This is a genomic window from Stenotrophomonas sp. STEN046 (genome assembly GCF_056759755.1).
The window spans coordinates 23,025-39,516 of the sequence record NZ_JBRRDR010000029.1; the positions used below are offsets into that span (position 1 = coordinate 23,025).

14 protein-coding genes are annotated in these 16,492 nt (G+C 67.7%); 9 read left to right on the forward strand and 5 right to left on the reverse strand.

Annotated elements, in window-relative coordinates; translation table 11 throughout:
• The first annotated feature begins 12 nt into the window (after positions 1-12).
• Positions 13-966, forward strand: coding sequence for a helix-turn-helix transcriptional regulator (locus ACVOLJ_RS13915; protein ID WP_475279087.1), 954 nt, complete (start codon positions 13-15; stop codon positions 964-966).
• A gap of 136 nt (positions 967-1,102) precedes the next feature.
• Here ACVOLJ_RS13915 and ACVOLJ_RS13920 read toward each other — a convergent pair whose 3' ends face one another.
• The 3 genes from ACVOLJ_RS13920 to ACVOLJ_RS13930 form a co-directional block, all read right to left on the reverse strand.
• Positions 1,103-3,013 carry a CocE/NonD family hydrolase gene (locus ACVOLJ_RS13920; RefSeq protein WP_475279088.1) on the reverse strand — a complete coding sequence of 637 codons (1,911 nt, stop codon included), beginning with the start codon at positions 3,011-3,013 and terminating at the stop codon, positions 1,103-1,105.
• Between the two features lie 156 nt (positions 3,014-3,169).
• Positions 3,170-3,556, reverse strand: coding sequence for a DUF4440 domain-containing protein (locus ACVOLJ_RS13925; RefSeq protein WP_481564389.1), 387 nt, complete (start codon positions 3,554-3,556; stop codon positions 3,170-3,172).
• On the reverse strand, positions 3,556-4,914 hold the full coding sequence (locus ACVOLJ_RS13930) for an MFS transporter (protein WP_481564390.1): 1,359 nt from the start codon (positions 4,912-4,914) through the stop codon (positions 3,556-3,558). The genes ACVOLJ_RS13925 and ACVOLJ_RS13930 overlap by 1 nt, the downstream gene beginning before the upstream one ends.
• A 105-nt stretch (positions 4,915-5,019) precedes the next feature.
• Between ACVOLJ_RS13930 and ACVOLJ_RS13935 the strand changes: the two genes are divergently transcribed.
• Positions 5,020-5,925 (forward strand): LysR family transcriptional regulator, encoded by a 906-nt coding sequence (locus ACVOLJ_RS13935; protein ID WP_481564391.1) that lies wholly within the window; start codon positions 5,020-5,022, stop codon positions 5,923-5,925.
• A 142-nt stretch (positions 5,926-6,067) separates the two neighbouring features.
• On the opposite strand, the gene ACVOLJ_RS13940 is transcribed toward ACVOLJ_RS13935, so the two are convergent.
• Entirely contained in the window at positions 6,068-8,863 is a 2,796-nt protein-coding gene (locus ACVOLJ_RS13940) for a beta-glucosidase family protein (RefSeq protein ID WP_481564392.1), read from the reverse strand.
• A 337-nt stretch (positions 8,864-9,200) separates the two neighbouring features.
• On the opposite strand from ACVOLJ_RS13940, the gene ACVOLJ_RS13945 reads away from it, so the two are divergent.
• Both ACVOLJ_RS13945 and ACVOLJ_RS13950 read left to right on the forward strand, forming a co-directional pair.
• Complete coding sequence (locus ACVOLJ_RS13945; protein ID WP_475279093.1) at positions 9,201-9,635, forward strand: VOC family protein; 435 nt, start codon at positions 9,201-9,203, stop codon at positions 9,633-9,635.
• Between the two features lie 80 nt (positions 9,636-9,715).
• Entirely contained in the window at positions 9,716-10,393 is a 678-nt protein-coding gene (locus ACVOLJ_RS13950) for a helix-turn-helix domain-containing protein (RefSeq protein ID WP_475279094.1), read from the forward strand.
• A gap of 9 nt (positions 10,394-10,402) precedes the next feature.
• Here ACVOLJ_RS13950 and ACVOLJ_RS13955 read toward each other — a convergent pair whose 3' ends face one another.
• Positions 10,403-11,290, reverse strand: a complete 888-nt coding sequence (locus ACVOLJ_RS13955; RefSeq protein ID WP_481564393.1) for a sterol desaturase family protein — start codon at positions 11,288-11,290, stop codon at positions 10,403-10,405.
• Positions 11,291-11,421: 131 nt separating this feature from the next.
• Here ACVOLJ_RS13955 and ACVOLJ_RS13960 point away from each other — a divergent pair, with 131 nt between their 5' ends.
• From ACVOLJ_RS13960 to ACVOLJ_RS13980, 5 genes are all read left to right on the forward strand, one after another.
• Positions 11,422-12,372 carry a LysR family transcriptional regulator gene (locus ACVOLJ_RS13960; protein WP_481564394.1) on the forward strand — a complete coding sequence of 317 codons (951 nt, stop codon included), beginning with the start codon at positions 11,422-11,424 and terminating at the stop codon, positions 12,370-12,372.
• A 92-nt stretch (positions 12,373-12,464) separates the two neighbouring features.
• The gene (locus ACVOLJ_RS13965; protein ID WP_475279097.1) at positions 12,465-13,115 is read left to right on the forward strand and encodes a DsbA family oxidoreductase; all 651 of its coding nucleotides are present in this window, start codon (positions 12,465-12,467) and stop codon (positions 13,113-13,115) included.
• Between the two features lie 31 nt (positions 13,116-13,146).
• Entirely contained in the window at positions 13,147-14,154 is a 1,008-nt protein-coding gene (locus ACVOLJ_RS13970) for a cyclase family protein (protein ID WP_481564395.1), read from the forward strand.
• 299 nt (positions 14,155-14,453) lie between these two features.
• Positions 14,454-15,068 (forward strand): translesion DNA synthesis-associated protein ImuA, encoded by a 615-nt coding sequence (gene imuA / locus ACVOLJ_RS13975; RefSeq protein ID WP_475279099.1) that lies wholly within the window; start codon positions 14,454-14,456, stop codon positions 15,066-15,068.
• A 9-nt stretch (positions 15,069-15,077) separates the two neighbouring features.
• On the forward strand, positions 15,078-16,487 hold the full coding sequence (locus ACVOLJ_RS13980; RefSeq protein WP_481564396.1) for a Y-family DNA polymerase: 1,410 nt from the start codon (positions 15,078-15,080) through the stop codon (positions 16,485-16,487).
• Positions 16,488-16,492 lie beyond the last annotated feature (5 nt).

Consider the following 16,492-nt stretch of genomic DNA (forward strand, 5'->3'; position numbering starts at 1 on the left):
GAGCGCCGAGCGATGTCCCGATATTTCACGTTTGCCGATTACCGCCGTTTTGGCCAGCGACACGGCTATGACTACCGTGCCGATCCAAGCCACCTGCGCGAAGAACAGTGGGCCGGTCACGGCGACCTGCACGAACAGACCCTGCGCGGGGGTATGAGCCTGCTCGCATCGGATGTGCACAACCGCATCGCCTATACCGCCACAGCGCACGAACGGCCCGGCCTGGTCATCCGCGTGATGCTGCAGGGCCAGGTCGACGTACAGGTTCCCAACCGCAGTGATTTCAGCCTGCGCGCAGGCACTGCAGTGACCACCAGCCACCGCGACCATGTGGCCATGGTCGGCGTCCATCCGGGCAACACGCGACTGCGTGGCATCAGCCTGATGGTGCCCGCCGATCTGGACCCGGACCTGCTGCGGCAACCGCAATTGCAGCAGGCATTGGGTTCACACATGGAATGCAGGCATTGGGCGATTCCGCACGCGATGCTGCCGCCTCTCGCGCAGCTGTTCGACAGCCCTTGGCAGGACGACCTGGACGCGCTGTGGCGCGAGGGCATTGCCCTGCAGCTGCTGTCCACCGGCCTGCAGGCCGATGATCTGCACGCCGAAGGTGCGCGTGCGCTGCGCAGTGGTCAGCGGGCGCGGCTGGAGCGCGTACGGACGTTCCTGCACGACGACCCCGGCCACGCGCACAGCCTGCTGGAACTTGCCCAGCTGGCCTGCATGAGCCCCAGTGCACTGCGTCGGCACTTTGTCCAGGAGTATGGCTGCTCGGTATTCGATTACCTGCACGAACAACGCATGCGGCATGCCGAACAAGGCCTGCGCGAAGCAGGATGGAGCGTGGAACAGGCCGCAGCAGAAACCGGCTACCGGCATCCCAGCAATTTCGCTGCCGCGTTCCGCAAACGCTTCGGGCTGGTGCCCAGCCGCTGGCGCACCGGCCCATCGAAGGTTGGCTGAAGCCCATCTGCTCTGGCAGGTGTCGACCTTGGTCGACACGCTTTCGCGTCATCAAGGACGCCGGCCAGCGGCCGGCACTACCGACATCGCGCGACCGGGGTAGCGCCGGGCCATGCCCGGCGTCACCCCATCGGCATCAATACACCGGCAGGTCGATGTAACTGGCCTGCGCGGCGCTGTGCCAGACCCGCTGCGTGGCCTTCTGGTAGTCACCCGGCTTGGCCAGGTAGATGTTCGGCACGTAGGTCTGCGGGTTGCGGTCGTAGAGCGGGAACAGGCTGGACTGCACCTGCACCATCACCCGGTGGCCCTTCTGGAAGGTGTGGTTGGCATTGGGCAGGTCGAAGCGGTACGGCAGCGCCTGGTTGGCCACCAGCGCCTTGGGCGCGCTGAAGCTTTCGCGGTAGCGCCCACGGAAGATCGCCAGCGACACCGGCAGCTCGTAACCGCCCATTTCCGGTGTCGACGCTTCCTGGTCCGGGTATACGTCGATCAGCTTCACCACCCAGTCGCTGTCGGTGCCACTGGTGGATGCCTGCAGGTTCACCACCGGTGTGCCACCGATGCGCAGCGGCGCGGACAGCGGCTCGGTAATGAAGGTCAGCACATCCGGGCGGCCATCGACGAAACGCTGGTCCTTGACCAGCCAGGTCGTCCACATGTCGCGGTCACCGAAACGCACCGGGCGCGGCACGAACGGCACCGGCTTGGCCGGGTCGGACACGTACTCCTCGAAATCGCCCTCGCCCGCCGCCGGCGCCTGGAATGCCAGCTTGCCACCGGCACGCAGGTACAACGGCTTGCTGCTGGCCGTGCAGCTCTTCTCGCAGCTGCGAGGCCAGCCCTGCAGGCGATCCCAGTGGTTCTCGCCGGTGTTGTAGATCAACACCGGCGGCGTATCGGCCTTCGGCGCGCCGTCCACCAGGTACTGGTCGAAGAACGGCTTGAGCACGTCGCGGCGGAACTGCAGCGCGGTATCGCCATCGAACTTCAGCGCGCCCAGCTCGTTGCCACTGTAGTTCACCTGGCTGTGCCGCCACGGGCCCATCACCAGATAGTTGTGGGTGTTGTCGGTATCGCGGCCTTCCATCGCCTGGTAGGCATGGTTGGCGCCCCACATGTCCTCCTGGTCCCACAGGCCCTGCAGCCACATGGTCGGTACTTTCAGCGGGGTTTTCGCCATCACCGCATCCAGCGCCTGGCCCTGCCAGAACGCATCGTAGGCGGGGTGCTGCACCAGCTTCTTCCACCAGGTCAGCTGGTCCACGCCGGTGAAACGCGCGTAGTCGCCGGCCGAGCCGATGCGCAGGAAGGTGCTGTAGTCGTCGTAGCCCAGGCTGGGCAGCGGCGTGCCCTTGCCGCGCTTCTCGGTCTGCATCGCGAAGTAGTTGAAATTGACCTGGCGGAACGCGCCGTAGTTGAGCCAGTCATCGCCCATCCAGCCGTCGATCATCGGGCTCTGCGGGGCGGCCACCTTCAGTGCCGGGTGAGGATCGGTCAGCGCCATCACCACGGTGAAGCCTTCATACGACGAGCCGAGCATGCCGACCTTGCCGTTGCTCTCCGGCACGTGCTTCACCAGCCAGTCGATCGTGTCCCAGGCATCGGTGGAGTGGTCGACCTTGGTGTTGTTCAATGGTCCGCGCAACGGCCGGGTCATCACGTAATCACCTTCGGATCCGTATTTGCCACGGATGTCCTGGAATACACGGATATAGCCGCCGTCGACGAACACCTCATCGCCCTGCGGCAGCGTGTCGCGCATGCGCGGCGAATCACTGCGGCTGGCACGGCCTGCGGCATCGTAGGGCGTACGGGTCAGCAGGATCGGCGCGTTGTGCGCGCCCTTCGGCACCACGATCACCGTGTACAGCTTGGTGCCATCGCGCATCGGCACCATCACCACGCGCTTGTCGTAGTCGCGGCCGACATCGGGGGCGACGAAGGGTTTGCCGCTGACGTCCGGGGTCATCGGCGGGGTATCGGCGGCCAGCACGGCGCTGGACAGGCTCAGGGCGATGGCAACGGCTACGGCACGCACACGCATGGACAATCCCTCCCGACAGGAAAGACCCAAGCCTACTCCTGCCCTGTGCCGTGAAGTGTGGGCGGGCTTTGCATTCTGCGGTGGATACGGGCAGGACTGATGGCACATGTGCGGTCTGCTGCCGCTGCGCTCGCCGGGCGTGGCCCGGCGGATCCATCACCCCGCGACCACCTCGTGCAGCGCCAACCAGCGCCAGCGCCCTCCCTCCTGCCGCAGCACCGCCAGCGACTCGCGCCACGCGGTATCCCCCGCACCCACCGCATGTCCTTCGCGATAGCGCAGCACCGCCAGCGGCAACGGCGCGTCCATCGCCTGCACGGCCTCGATGGAGATCTGCAGCCCCGGTCGCGCACCGTGACCAGCGGCGAACAACGCCTGCACTGCCGCACGGTCCAGCCTGCGGCCGGAGATGCCGACCATGCTGAAATCCGCGCAGAAATGCGCCATCAGATCGTCCAGTGCATCGGCACCGACATCGGCCCGGAACCAGGCCTGCAGCTTGTCGTGCAGATGGTGGACTTCGTGTTCTGCGGTGGTATCCATCAGGTGTTCTCCTGTTGCGAAAGGGTGAGCATCTGCGGCCGCCGCAGCAACGCCATCGGCAGCAGGGTAAGTACAGCGGCCAGGCCCAGCGCCACGCCGGTGGCGCGGTCCGGCAGCCACTGCATGGCCAGCGCCAGCAGCAGCGCGATGGCCGCGGTACCCAGGCAGAAACTGAGTTGGCGATTGAGGTTCCAGAGAGCACTGGCATCGCCCAGGGCCTCGCCCTCGACCCCGTGGAAGGCCAGCGTCTGCGCCGTGCTGCTGCACAGGCTGCCACCGGCCCCCATCAGCGCGAACAGCAGCCCGGCCAAGGCGAAGTGCGGTTGCGGCAACAGCCCCATCAACAGCAGGCCGCTGGCCTGCAGAAGCATGCCCCCGCGCAGGACCGGGGCCGGGCCAACGCGGGCCAGCAAGCGCTTGCTGGCCATGATTGCAATGGCCGAGGCCAGCGCCCACGGCAGCATCAGCGCGCCGATGCGTGCCGCGCTGTAACCGGCTTGGTGCAACTGCAGAGTACTGACCAGCTGGCTGCCAATGAACACGCCAGGCACCGCCAGGTACACCAGCATGGCCATGCGCAGGCCGCGATGGGACAGCAGCGACCAACGCAACAGGGGGTGCGCCTGTCGCCGTGCATGCCGCAGGTGGGCCGCCGCCAAAAGCAATGCGATCAACAGCAATGCGGCACCGGCGGCCCGATGACCCGGTTCGCCCAGCCAGGTCAGCGCCAGCAGCAGCGCCCCCAGTGCCAGCATCGCGGTGGACAGTGCATAGGCTTGCAGACGCGGTGCGCTGCGCGCGCCATCGGCCGGCATCCACGCCAGCACCAGCCCGATCGCCACTATCGCCAGCGGCAGGCTGGCCCAGAGCACACCGCGCCAGGACAACCACTGCACCAGCAGCCCACCCAACGCTGGCGCCAGTGCCGGCACCAGCAGTGCCACCAGCAGGATGCGGCGGGTCAAGGCACCGCGCTGGTCAGGTGTGCACTGCCGATAGGCTGCCGCCTGTGCCACCGGAATCAACAGGCCGCCGGCCAGGCCCTGCAGCAGGCGCCAGCCCAGCAGCCAGCCGATGCTGGACGCTGCACCGGCCAGGCCAGCCGCGGTGGCGAACAGTAACAGCGCCACCAGCAGCAGGCGGCGTTCACCACAGCGCGCGGCCAGCCACGGTGCCAGCGGAATCACCACGCTCAGGCCCAGCATGTAGGCGGTGCCTACCCCGGCCAGCGTGCCGACATCGGCGTGCAGTTCGGCCGCCAGCGCCGGATAGGCCACGATGGCGATGAACATGTTGACCAGATCCAGTGCGAACACCAGCAGGAAGATCGCCTCATGGCGCAGGCGGGGGGACGGCATCGGCGGCGCTCCAGCAGGGAAGCGGGCAGCATGACGGCGATACCTTGTTGGAAAAACACGGCAGCAGCTGCAACACTGTCAAATATTTTTTGACAATGGATCATCATGGTCAGCCTCGATCGCTTCGATATCTTCCGCGCCGTGGTCGAGGCCGGCAGCCTGACCGCCGCCGCCGATCGCCTGGGTCTGAGCCGCGCGGTGGTCAGCTTCAACCTGAAGCGGCTGGAGCAGGAGCTGGGCGTGACCCTGCTGCTGCGCAGTACCCGCCACCTGGCATTGACCGAAGCCGGCGAGCAGTTTCTCCAACACTGCGTGCAGGCACTGGATGCCGCGCAGGCGGCGATCGATGCCGCGCGCCGCGACCAGCACCAGCTGCAGGGTGTGCTGCGCCTGACCACTACGCCGGAATACGCCCAGCTACGCTTGATTCCGGCGTTGGAGGCGTTCCGTGCGCGGCATCCGGCCCTGCAGCTGCACCTGTCGACCTCACCGGCACCGGCCGACCTGATTCCCGAACGCTTCGATCTGGCCATCCGCCTTGGTCGCCTGCCCGACTCGCAACTGCACGCCACCGAACTGGAACGCCACCCACTGTGCGCAGTCGCCGCGCCGGTACTGCTGGCACGCCTGGCATCTGCAGCGGCCGCGGATGACCCGGCGCAACTTGGTACCCTGCCCCGTCTTGGCTATCCGCGCCTGGCCGATGTGCCGGTGATCGCCCCAGATGGCAGCGATGCGCTGTTTGCCACCAACCCCGGCAACGCCGTGGTGCGGGTGGATGGCGCCAGCAGCCTGCGCGCGTTTGCCGTAGCGGGCGCCGGGGTGACCGTGCTGCCGCAATGGCTGATCGAAGACGACCTGGCCCAGGGGCGTCTGCGGCCCGTGCTGCGCCTGCATCGATTCCCCGAACAAAGCGTGTATGCGGTCTACCCGCACAGCACGCAGGCATCGCAGAAGGTGCGGCAGCTGATCGACTTCCTGCGCGGATGGTTCACCGGCACGCCCGGCTGATGACGGCGCTCGCCGGGCACGGCCCGGCGCTACTTGCGATGCCGTGGTAGCGCCGGGCCATGCCCGGCGAGCGCAGCGGCAGCCCGCAAACAGACACGGCCCCTTGCGGGGCCGTGTCTTCAACCATAAGTCTCGCGCCGTATCAGCGCAGCACCTGCTCCACCAGCTGCACATCCACGCTCTGCAGCGGTTCGGCGGCATTGCGCGACAGCTGCACCTGGTAGGTGCCGCCATCGATCTTCCACTGCCGCGCCTGCGCATCGTAGTGGGCCAGCGTCTTCGGCTCGGCCTCGATGCGGATGCGGCGCTGTTCGCCCGGCTGCAGCTGCACCTTGTCGTAGCCGATCAGGCGGATCGGCGTGGTGCTGCCGGCCGGCAGCTTCAGGTACAGCTGGGCCACATCGGCACCGGCACGCTTGCCGGTGTTGCGGATGTCGACGCTGGCGACCAGGCGCGAACCTTCCACGCTCACCTTCAGGTTTTCATAGGCGAACGAGGTGTAGGACAGGCCGTGACCGAAGGCGAAGGTCGGGGTCAGGCCCTTGGCCGCCATCCACTTGTAGCCGACGTTGGCACCTTCGATATCGAAATCGAACACATCACCGAACGGCTTGGCCGGCTTGAAGCCGAGGCCGTCGATGTGCGGGCGCGGCAACTGCGATTCGTCCACCACCCAGGTCACCGGCAGGCGCCCGGACGGGTTGGCCTGGCCGGTCAGCAATGCGGCAATGCCTTCGCCACCGCGGATGCCCGGGTACCAGGCCTGCAGCATCGCCGGCACCTGCGCCAGCCACGGCGTGCGCACCGGGCCGTTGGTTTCCAGTACCAGCACGGTCTTCGGGTTGGCCTTGGCCACCGCCGAGATCAGTGCGTCCTGCCTGTCGGGCAACTGCATGTCCGGCAGGTCCACCGACTCGGCCGCCCACTGGGTGGCGAACACGATGGCCACATCCGCCTGCGCTGCAGCCTTGGCCGCAGCGGCGGCGTTGGTGCCGTCCACATATTCGATGGTCGCATCCGGACGCGCTGCACGCAGCGATTCCAGCGGCGAGGACGGGTGGAAGATCACCGGGCCCGGCCAGGTGGTCGGCAGCACGCCCGGCACCGCGTTGGTGCCCTTGGCGGTCACGCCCACCATCGATGAACCACCACCACCGATCACGCCCTTGTCGGCGTGGCCACCGATGATGACGATGCGCTTCACGCTGTCGGCCAGCGGCAGCAGGTTGCCTTCATTGCGCAGCAGCACGCTGCCTTCTTCCACCGTGCGCTGGGCGACGGCGAAGCCGGCCTCGGCATCCACCTTCTGGTGCTGCGGCGGGTTGTCGAAGTTGCCGTGCAGGAACATGGTGCGCAGGATACGCGCCACCATGTCGTTCAGGCGCTCCATCGGCACCACGCCACCGTGCACGGCCAGGCGCAGCGGTTCGTCGAAGAACACGGCCGCGTCGAATACTTCACCGGCCGACTGCTGGTCCAGGCCGGCCAGCGCCGCCTTCGAACCGCTGTGCACGCCGCCCCAGTCGGACATCACGAATCCGGGGAACTTCCATTCCTGCTTCAGCACCTGGTTCATCAGGTAGCCGTTCTCGCAGCCGTAGGTGCCGTTGATCTTGTTGTACGAGCACATCGCCACGCCCGGTCGCCCGGCTGCCAGGGCGATCTCGAAGGCCAGCAGGTCCGACTCGTGCATGGCCTGTTCGCCGATGCGCACGTCGTGGAAGTTGCGCCGGGTTTCCATGTCGTTCAGCGCGAAATGCTTCATCGACGAGATCACGTGCTGGCTCTGCACGCCCTGGATCAGCGCGCCGACCATCGAACCGGCCAGCAGCGGGTCTTCACCGGCATATTCGAAGTTGCGGCCGTTGCGCGGGTCACGCTGCAGGTTGACGCTGCCGGACAGCAGGATGTTGAAGCGCTGCTGCCACGCTTCGCGGCCCATGGTCGCGCCGCCGGCAAAGGCGACCGCACGGTTCCAGGTGGAGGCGGTGGACGGGCCCGACGGCATGGCCGTGGCGAAATCACCCGGGCGGATGCCACCCGGATTGGTCACGCCGACGCCGGCATCGGCCGACTGCTGCGACGGAATGCCCAGGCGCGCTACTTCGGGCACGAAGCCGGCCGAACCCACCGCACCTTCCGGCAGCTTGCCGCCATCCTTGCCCAGCCCGAAGTAGCTGTGCAGCATCTGGAACTTCTCGTCTTCGGTCATCGCCTTCAGCAGCAGCGCAGCGCGCGCGTCGGCGGTGAGCGTGGTGTCCATCCATGGCCGTTCACCGCCCTTGTCGGCGGCATAGGCCAGGGTAAGCAGGGTTGCCCGCAGGCTGCTGCCTTCCACCTTGAAGGGCGCGCTGCTGGCCGCCTGGAAACCATCGCTGAAGTAGCTGGCATCGGCCTCCAGGGCAACGCGTGCCGGGTCGAAGCCGGCGGCCTTGGCCGACTCACCGGCCACCGCACCAAGCAGCACCGCCGGCGCGCCCAGTCGCGAACGCGACACCAGGGCCGGCAGCTGCGAGGCACCGGCACCGGCGTCGGTGTAGACAGCCACGGCATGGCGACCGTCATCCAGGCGCAGGTAGTTCAGGCCCGGCTGGTCCGGACCGGATTCGGCCGCGATCGGCAGCCGGGTCAGTACCGCCTGCCCGTGCTGGGTCTGGCCGTCATCCTTGCCGGTGGAAATGAAGCGGTACTCATAGCCCAGCCCATCGGCCAGCAGCTGCAGCGGATCGACCTGGCCGATGCCACGCTGCACCTGGCGCACGCTGACCGCGTCCACCTGCAGGGTCTTCAACTGGGCGGCCAGGGCCCGCATTGCGTCTGCGGCAGGCGCTTGTTCCAGGGTCAATACGGTGAAGGCGGCAGAGTCGGCCCAGGCCGGGGCGGCCAGTGCGGCAGACAGCGCCAGGGACAGGGCAAGCGGCTTTGTAAACGTTTTCATCGGCGGGCGTAATTCCGTTGCCAAGGCAATCGGTCCAGGGAAAGTGCCGCCGAAGGGTGCAGCGTCATGCCGCGCAGGGGTTGACAGGCAACGCCATGCAGGCCGAAGGACGGGCCGGTCTGCGCGTGGGACCCTCCTCCCATGCGTGACAACCGGCCTGTCCGGGCCGCGCAGGGCGACCCAACATGTGAAGATTGTGCGAGGGCGTTCGTTGCTGTCAACAGGACCTAAGTCACAGGAGTGACCTGCGCTGCGGTTATCAGGCCATCACCGGCGGTCATCAACGGCCTGCCCGGCGCTGCCGATAATGGGATGCCCCCGGCCACGACCCCCGCCCATGACCGTACACCGCGACTTCGATCATCTCTGGCGCGACCGCTGTGATACCTCCAGCCAGCGCAGCCCGCGCGTCCTGATCCGGGTCTTTGTCGCCCCCGGCGAACTGGAGCGCAGCGTCGCCTTCTACGAACAGCTGCAGGGCGTGGTGGCCGATGCGGGCTTTCCGTTTCCCGACGCGGGCCTGCGCCTGGCGATGGTCGGTGCATTCCTGCTGATCGAAGGCTGCGATGACGCGCTGGCACCATTCACCTCGACCACCGGCACGCTGCTGGTCGACGATGTCCGGCCTTATCACGACAGGTTGGTAGCCGCCGGGGCCGAGATCATTTTCCCGTTGCAGGTCGTACCGACCGGCGCGGCATTCAATGCGGTGCATCCTGATGGCACGGTCGTGGAGTATGTGCATCACCGCCCGGACCCACACGGCAGGTAGATCCACGCCGTGCGTGGATGTTCTCGCTTGAATTCACCCGGCATCTGCATCCACGCACGGCGTGGATCTACAATGCCTGCATGGCCCCCGCTCTCCCCTGGAATGGCACGCTGCTGCTGGATGCGCACGTGGCCGTGCTGCACGGTCACGCTGGTGACAGCCACACGCACGCGCATTACGCGCACCAGCTGCTGTTGAGCGGGGGCGCACCGTGGCAGGTCGAGGTCGATGGCGTGCTGCAGCAGGGGCAACGCATGTGGCTCCCCTCCTTCCAGTCGCACGCGATCGTATCGGCACCAGAACAAGGCTGCACGGTATTTCTTGAGCCTGGGCATGCCGACATCGAGCAGATCCAACAGCATCTGGATGCGCTGCCGGTCACGCCGGCCGGGCTGCTGGGCTGGCTGCCCATGCTCAGCACACCGCAGCCGCTGGACCGCCGCCTGCAGGCGGCCATCGCGCGCATCAGCCACCACCTGCCCGGCCCGGTCCCGGCTGCCGACATTGCCAACGCCGCACACCTGTCGACCAGCCAGCTGCATCGGCGCTTCCAGGCCGACATGGCGGTGACCCTGCGCGGCTGGGTGCTGTGGCAACGGCTGCGCGTGGCCCTGTCGCAGCATCTGGCAGGCCACAGTTTGACCGACAGTGCACATGCGGCCGGCTTTGCCGACCTGGCACATCTGTCGCGCAGCCTGCGCCGCATGTTCGGCATCGGCGCGGCGCAGCTGCAGGGACTGCAACTGCGCCCGGCCTGACGCATGCCCTCAGCGTCGGCGCAGCGCCTCCGGCAATTCCGGCACATCGCCATGTGGCAGCTCACGGAACGGTGCCGACAACTGCCCGGCATAGCCGCGCGGGTAATCGGGCTGGCTGCCGATGCCCAGGTCACGCCGGCCCAGGCGATAGCCCGGCGCATCGAACGCAGTTCCCAGCAGGTGGTCCCACACGGTAAGGAACAAACCGAAATTGACATCGCCGGCCGTGCCGTAGCGCATATGGTGGAAGCGATGCAGCGGCGCCCATGCCATTACCCGGCCCAGTACGCCAGGGCGCATGTCCACATTGGAATGCTGCAGCAGCAGCTGGATGGCAATGGCGAACGCCAGCACTGCGGCCACCGACATCGGCAGGCCCAGCAGCAGCAGCGGCAGCACGCCCCCCAGCGCCTCGGCCGCCTGGTGCAGCGGGTGCTTCATCAATCCGTTGAAGCCATACATCCGGGTGACGCTGTGATGCACCGCATGCAACCGCCACAGCCAGCCGATGCGATGGCTGGCGTAGTGCACCAGGGTGATGCCAAGGTCGGCGCAGACGATGGCCAGCAGCACCTGCAGCACGAACGGCCACTGCAGCGGCCACAGCTGCCACGGAATGATCGCCGCCAGCAGCGGCACCGCGGCGATCGACAGCAGGTTCAGGCTTTCGTTGACCAGCGCATGCAGGGTGTCACGCAGGCTGTCGCCCTGGTCGTGGTTGAACGCCGAGTCGTACGGCCAGGCACGTTCGGCAGCGAACGAGACCGCAATGGCAACCGCGAGCAAAGCCAGCAGCCACAGCGGATCACCGCGTTGATGACCGACCCATACGATGGCAATGGCAAGGAAACCAGACAGGAACAGCGGCGCATACAGGCGCAGGATCCAGCGCTTCATGGACAACCCGGAAAATGAGGGGCCTGCATGCTGGCGCGGCATGCGGGTGGCCGGCTTGAACAAACGGCGCAACCCGGTGCGCCCCTGGTGGATGACCATCGTGGACGGCACCGCGTTTCCCGCATCCACGCATGGCGTGGATCTACAATGGCGACCTGATCGCGCCCGAGACCGGCATGGATTCCTTCAACCTGATGCGCGCCTTCCGCCGCATCGTCGAACGCGGCGGGCTGGCCCGCGCTGCCGAAGACCTGGGCATGTCGCCGGCCGGGCTGAGCAAGCAGCTGCGCACGCTGGAAACGCACCTGGGCGTGGTGCTGCTGCAGCGGACCACGCGGCGCATGAGCCTGACCGAAACCGGCCATGCCTATTACCGCGAATGCTGCCGCCTGCTCGACGAACTGGAGGCACTGGAACGTGGCATCGCCGAACAGCGTGGTGATGTCGCCGGGCGCCTGCGCGTCAACGCGCCGCAATCGTTCGCACTGAGCACGCTGTCACCGCTGCTGCCACGTTTCCTGCAGCAGCACCCGCAGCTGTCGCTGGACCTGGTGATGGAAGACCGCCTGCTCGATGCGGTCGGCGAAGGCTTCGATGTATCGCTGCGGCTGCGTGCCGAACTGGATGATTCGCGGCTGGTCGCGCGCCGGCTGGCGTCGCTGCAGCAGGTGCTGTGTGCGGCCCCGTCCTATCTGCAGCAGCACCCGGCGCCGCAGGCGGTGGACGAACTGCAGGCGCACAGCGTGCTGGCCTACAGCCTGTCCGACTCGCCCGGCAGCTGGCCGCTGCTCGGCCCCGATGGGCAGGTGACGATCACCCTGCCGGCACGCGTCACCGTCAACAACAGCCTGCTGCTGCGCGACCTGCTGGTGGCCAGCATGGGCATCGGCGCCCTGCCCTCGTTCCTGGCCGCTCCGGCGCTGGCCAGCGGTGCCCTGCAGCAGGTGCTGCCCGATCACCGCTACCCGCCGCGTTTCGTGCATGCGGTCTATCCCACCTCGCGCCACCTGCAGCCCAAGGTGCGCGCCTTCATCGATTTCCTGCACGCCGAGCTGCCCGGCTGCGCCGGCCTGGATTCGTAACCGCCAGCGAAAACTGAGCTGCCCGCGGCGTGCTGTTTCAGACGCGCCGCGCTGCCTACTCTGCCGCCTCCCCTCTCACCGATGGCAGGCAGATGTCTTCCGTTTCCTTACCCGCCACCGCAGCGCCGGTGGTCGATTTCTTCCACGACGTGGTCTGCGGCTGGTGCTTCGTGCTGGCCCCGCGCCTGCAGCAGGTCTCGGCCGAACTCGGCATCCAGGTGCGCCATCGCAGCTTCGTGCTGCAGGACTCGCGCGCGCAGATGGTCGAGGTGTTCGGCTCGATGGAGCGCGCCAAGGCCATCATCCTGCGCCACTGGACCGACTGCGCTGCGCATGAAGACAGCGCGCGCATCGATATCGAAGGCATGCGTGCACAGGACTTCGAATATCCCTCCGGCTGGCTCGGCGCACTGGCCTGCCAGGCCGCCGGCGTGCTCGGCGGCAATGATGCCCATGGCGCGATGTTCGACGCCGTGCAATGGGCGCACCTGCACCAGCACCGCAACATCGGCGATCCCGAAGTGCTGCTCGATATCGCCCAGGCGCTGGGCCATCCACGCGGGGCCTTCGCTGACCACATGCGCAGCGACGACGTCCGCCAGCGCGTGCAGGCCGATCGTGCCGAAGCCGCGGCCCTTGGCATCCGTTCCATTCCCACCGTGATCGGCGGCAACGGCCTGCGCCTGCAGACCCTGCCGCTGCCGCAACTGCGCCAGGTGCTGGCATCCCTGGTCGCAGCCTGAGCCGTACCCCCACCCTGCAAGGAGATTCCCCATGACCCCACGTACCCTGGCCACTGCGCTGGCCCTGCTGCTGGCCGGCACCGCCATTTCCACCACCGTGTCCGCGCACGAACGCGTCCCCTCCGGCCAGCAGGTCGGCACCAGCCCCTGGGGGCCGAAGGACGAGATCGGCCGCCTCAACCTGATCACCGAAGCCTCGCGCGCAGCGATCCTGTCGCGGGTCAGTGGCGGCAAGGCCTATGACCTGGCCACCGAGTACTACGTCGGCATGCCCAGCTGGCAGGACGCCGGCGACCCGCACTACCAGTTCTGGATGACCCACACCCCGCGCGGCACGGTGATGGACGACCCGATGGGCGTGGGCGAGACCATGAACCTCACCCGCAGCTACACCGGCACCGCGTTCTCGATGTACAGCCACACCGGTACCCATATCGATGCGCTGAACCACTTCGGCATCCACGGAAAGATCTGGAACGGCTTCGAGGCCGACAAGCACCTCGGCGACCGTGGCTGGAACGTCACCGGCATCGAGAAATTCCCGCCGCTGATCGCGCGCGGCGTGCTGATCGACGTGGCCGGCGCCAAGGGCATGGACATGCTGCCGGACAGTTACCGCGTCACCCGCCAGGACCTGAAGGATGCGCTGGCACGCCAGCAGGTGAAGCTGCAGCAGGGTGACATCGTGCTGATCCGCACCGGCCGCATGCGCCTGTTCGAACAACCCAAGGCGTACATGGCCAACCCGCCGGGCATGGGTCTGGACGCGGCGCGCTTCCTGGTCGAGGACAGCGGCGCGATGATCGTCGGCGCCGACAACCTCAGCTTCGAGACCTTCCCCTCGGAGGTGTCCGACGACTACGTGCCGCTGCACACCTACCTGCTGGCCCAGCAGGGCGCGCCGATCATCGAACTGGTGGCGCTGGACGAACTGGCCCGCGACAAGGTCTACGAGTTCGCCTTCATCGGCGGCCCCTTGAAGATCCGCGGCGGCGATGCCGCGCCGCTGCGCCCGGTCGCGTTGCCGGTCCGCCCGTAACCGGGAACGCCCGTGCTGGGGGTGCCGCCCACGGTCGGCACCGCTCTTGCCCGCATCCACGCATGGCGTGGATCTACTGGAGATAACCCCGGTAGATCCACGCCATGCGTGGATGCCTTCCCCCTTCAGCAACCTGAAACCTGATCCGCCGATTTCATTAGTAATTTTACTCATGCGGCGAGTAGCATGTCCGGTCTCAGCCCCTGATACCGGCCTGTCGATACTCGCTCCATGCCCGCCGTTTCCGCCCGTTCCTGCCGTTTCCAGCCCGCCCGGCGCCTCTCCTGGAGGACCGGCTGATGGGTGCTGTCATTGCCCTCGACCGCTTGCTGGATGGCCGCCAGCTCTGGCGCGGCCCGGCCCGCCAGGGGCAGGCCAGCGACCACCTGGCCAGCGGCCACCCGGCGCTGGATGCACGCCTGCCCGGCGGCGGCTGGCCGGCCAGCGGGCTGTGCGAGGTGCTGCAGGGCGCGCCCGGGGTGGGTGAACTGGCACTGGTTTGGCCGGCGCTGGCCAAGCTGAGCCAGCGCGATCGCCCGATCGTGTTGATCGCCCCACCGTATCGCCCGCATGCCCCGGCCTGGGCCGCCGCAGGGCTCGATCTGGCCCAGCTGCAGGTCATCCACGCCGCGCCCAGACAGGCGCTGTGGGCCGCCGAACAATGCCTGCGTTCTGCCGCCTGCGCGGCGGTGCTGTGCTGGCCACAACATGCCGATGATCGCGCCCTGCGCCGCCTGCAGGTCGCCGCCGACAGCGGCCAGTGCCTGGGCTTCGTGTTCCGCGAGGCACGCGCGGCGCGCAACCCTTCCCCGGCCAGCCTGCGCCTGCAGCTCGAGCACGGCCAGGTGCGCGTGCTGAAATGCCGCGGCGGGCTGCCGCCAGCGCAGCCGTTGCCGCTGGCCATCGCCCACTGAGGCCGCGCCATGCACTGGGCCTGCCTGTTGTTGCCGCAGTTGGCGCTGGACAGCGTGCTGCGCCTGCAACCGGACCCGCAGCGGCCGCTGGCACTGCTGCAGGGGCCGGCGCAGCGTCGCGTGCTGCGTGCGGTCAGTCCGGCCGCGCGGGCAGCCGGACTGCGCCCGGGCATGCTGCTGTCGGCCGCGCAGGTGCTGGTCAAGGATCTGCATCTGCACGATTACGACCCCACCGCTGAACAGCACACCCGGCAACTGCTGGCCAGCTGGCTGTATGCCACCAGCTCGCAGGTCAGTCTCGATTTCCCGCATGCGCTGGTGCTGGAAATCGGCGCCAGCCGCGCCTTGTTCGGCGACTGGCTGCAGATCGAACAGCGCCTGCGCAGCGGCCTGCACGAACTGGGTTTCCGCCATCGGCTGGTGGCCGCGCCCAATCCACACGCCGCGCGTGTACTGGCCAATGTGCACGATGGCATCAGCATCGATGCGCAGCACCTGGCCAACGCATTGGCGCCGCTGCCACTGGCACGCAGCGGGCTGCCCGCCGATGCGGTCACCGTGCTCGCCCGTTCCGGCCTGCGCACGCTTGGCGCGGCGTTCAACCTGCCCCGCGACAGCCTGGCCCGCCGCTTCGCGCCGGAGGTGTTGCAGCAACTGGATGCGGTGCGCGGCCTGTCCAGCACGCCGCTGCATTATTACCAGCCGCCGGACCGCTTCGATGCCCGCATCGAATTCGAGTACGAGATCGAATCCAGCCAGGCCCTGCTGTTTCCGCTGCGGCGCCTGCTGCTGGATCTGGCGGCGTTCCTGTGTTCGCGCGATGGCGGCGTGCAGCGTTTCGAGCTGCATTTCGAACACGACCTGCTGCCGGCCAGCGTGCTGACCATCGGCCTGCTCGCCGCCGAACGCGATGCGGCACTGCTGTTCGAGATCGCACGCAACCGCATGGAAGCCTTCGCCCTGCCCGCCGGCAGCCGTGCGCTGCGCCTGCAGGCCGAGCAGCTGCCACCGTTCGTACCCGCCGCGCGTGACCTGTTCGACACCCGCCCGGCACAGGCCATGCCGTGGACACAGCTGCGCGAGCGCCTGCGCGCACGCCTCGGCGATGATGCCGTGCAGCCGCTGGCCGTACAGGCCGACCATCGTCCCGAGCGTGCCAGCGGCAACCAGCCTCCGGCGAAGCCACCGGCCTACTGGCCATTGCGTCCGGGCTGGCTGCTGGATGCACCGCAACCCCTGCGCGATCCGCGCCTGCGCATCGTTGCCGGGCCGGAACGGATCGAATCGGGGTGGTGGGACCAGGGCGATGCGCGCCGCGACTACTACGTGGTGGAAACCGCGCAGGGCCAGCGTGGCTGGGCGTTCCGTGCACGCAACGATCCACATGCGCCCTGGATGCTGCATGGCTGGTTCGGCTGAACCGC

Coding starts and splice junctions, on each gene's coding strand:
- ACVOLJ_RS13950 (WP_475279094.1), top strand. CDS start 9,716: ATGGCCCCCGCTCTCCCCTGGAATGGCACGCTGCTGCTGGATGCGCAC.
- ACVOLJ_RS13970 (WP_481564395.1), top strand. CDS start 13,147: ATGACCCCACGTACCCTGGCCACTGCGCTGGCCCTGCTGCTGGCCGGC.
- ACVOLJ_RS13980 (WP_481564396.1), top strand. CDS start 15,078: ATGCACTGGGCCTGCCTGTTGTTGCCGCAGTTGGCGCTGGACAGCGTG.
- ACVOLJ_RS13940 (WP_481564392.1), bottom strand. CDS start 8,863: ATGAAAACGTTTACAAAGCCGCTTGCCCTGTCCCTGGCGCTGTCTGCC.
- ACVOLJ_RS13920 (WP_475279088.1), bottom strand. CDS start 3,013: ATGCGTGTGCGTGCCGTAGCCGTTGCCATCGCCCTGAGCCTGTCCAGC.
- ACVOLJ_RS13925 (WP_481564389.1), bottom strand. CDS start 3,556: ATGGATACCACCGCAGAACACGAAGTCCACCATCTGCACGACAAGCTG.
- ACVOLJ_RS13960 (WP_481564394.1), top strand. CDS start 11,422: ATGGCGTGGATCTACAATGGCGACCTGATCGCGCCCGAGACCGGCATG.
- ACVOLJ_RS13915 (WP_475279087.1), top strand. CDS start 13: ATGTCCCGATATTTCACGTTTGCCGATTACCGCCGTTTTGGCCAGCGA.
- ACVOLJ_RS13930 (WP_481564390.1), bottom strand. CDS start 4,914: ATGCCGTCCCCCCGCCTGCGCCATGAGGCGATCTTCCTGCTGGTGTTC.
- imuA (WP_475279099.1), top strand. CDS start 14,454: ATGGGTGCTGTCATTGCCCTCGACCGCTTGCTGGATGGCCGCCAGCTC.
- ACVOLJ_RS13935 (WP_481564391.1), top strand. CDS start 5,020: ATGGTCAGCCTCGATCGCTTCGATATCTTCCGCGCCGTGGTCGAGGCC.
- ACVOLJ_RS13965 (WP_475279097.1), top strand. CDS start 12,465: ATGTCTTCCGTTTCCTTACCCGCCACCGCAGCGCCGGTGGTCGATTTC.
- ACVOLJ_RS13955 (WP_481564393.1), bottom strand. CDS start 11,290: ATGAAGCGCTGGATCCTGCGCCTGTATGCGCCGCTGTTCCTGTCTGGT.
- ACVOLJ_RS13945 (WP_475279093.1), top strand. CDS start 9,201: ATGACCGTACACCGCGACTTCGATCATCTCTGGCGCGACCGCTGTGAT.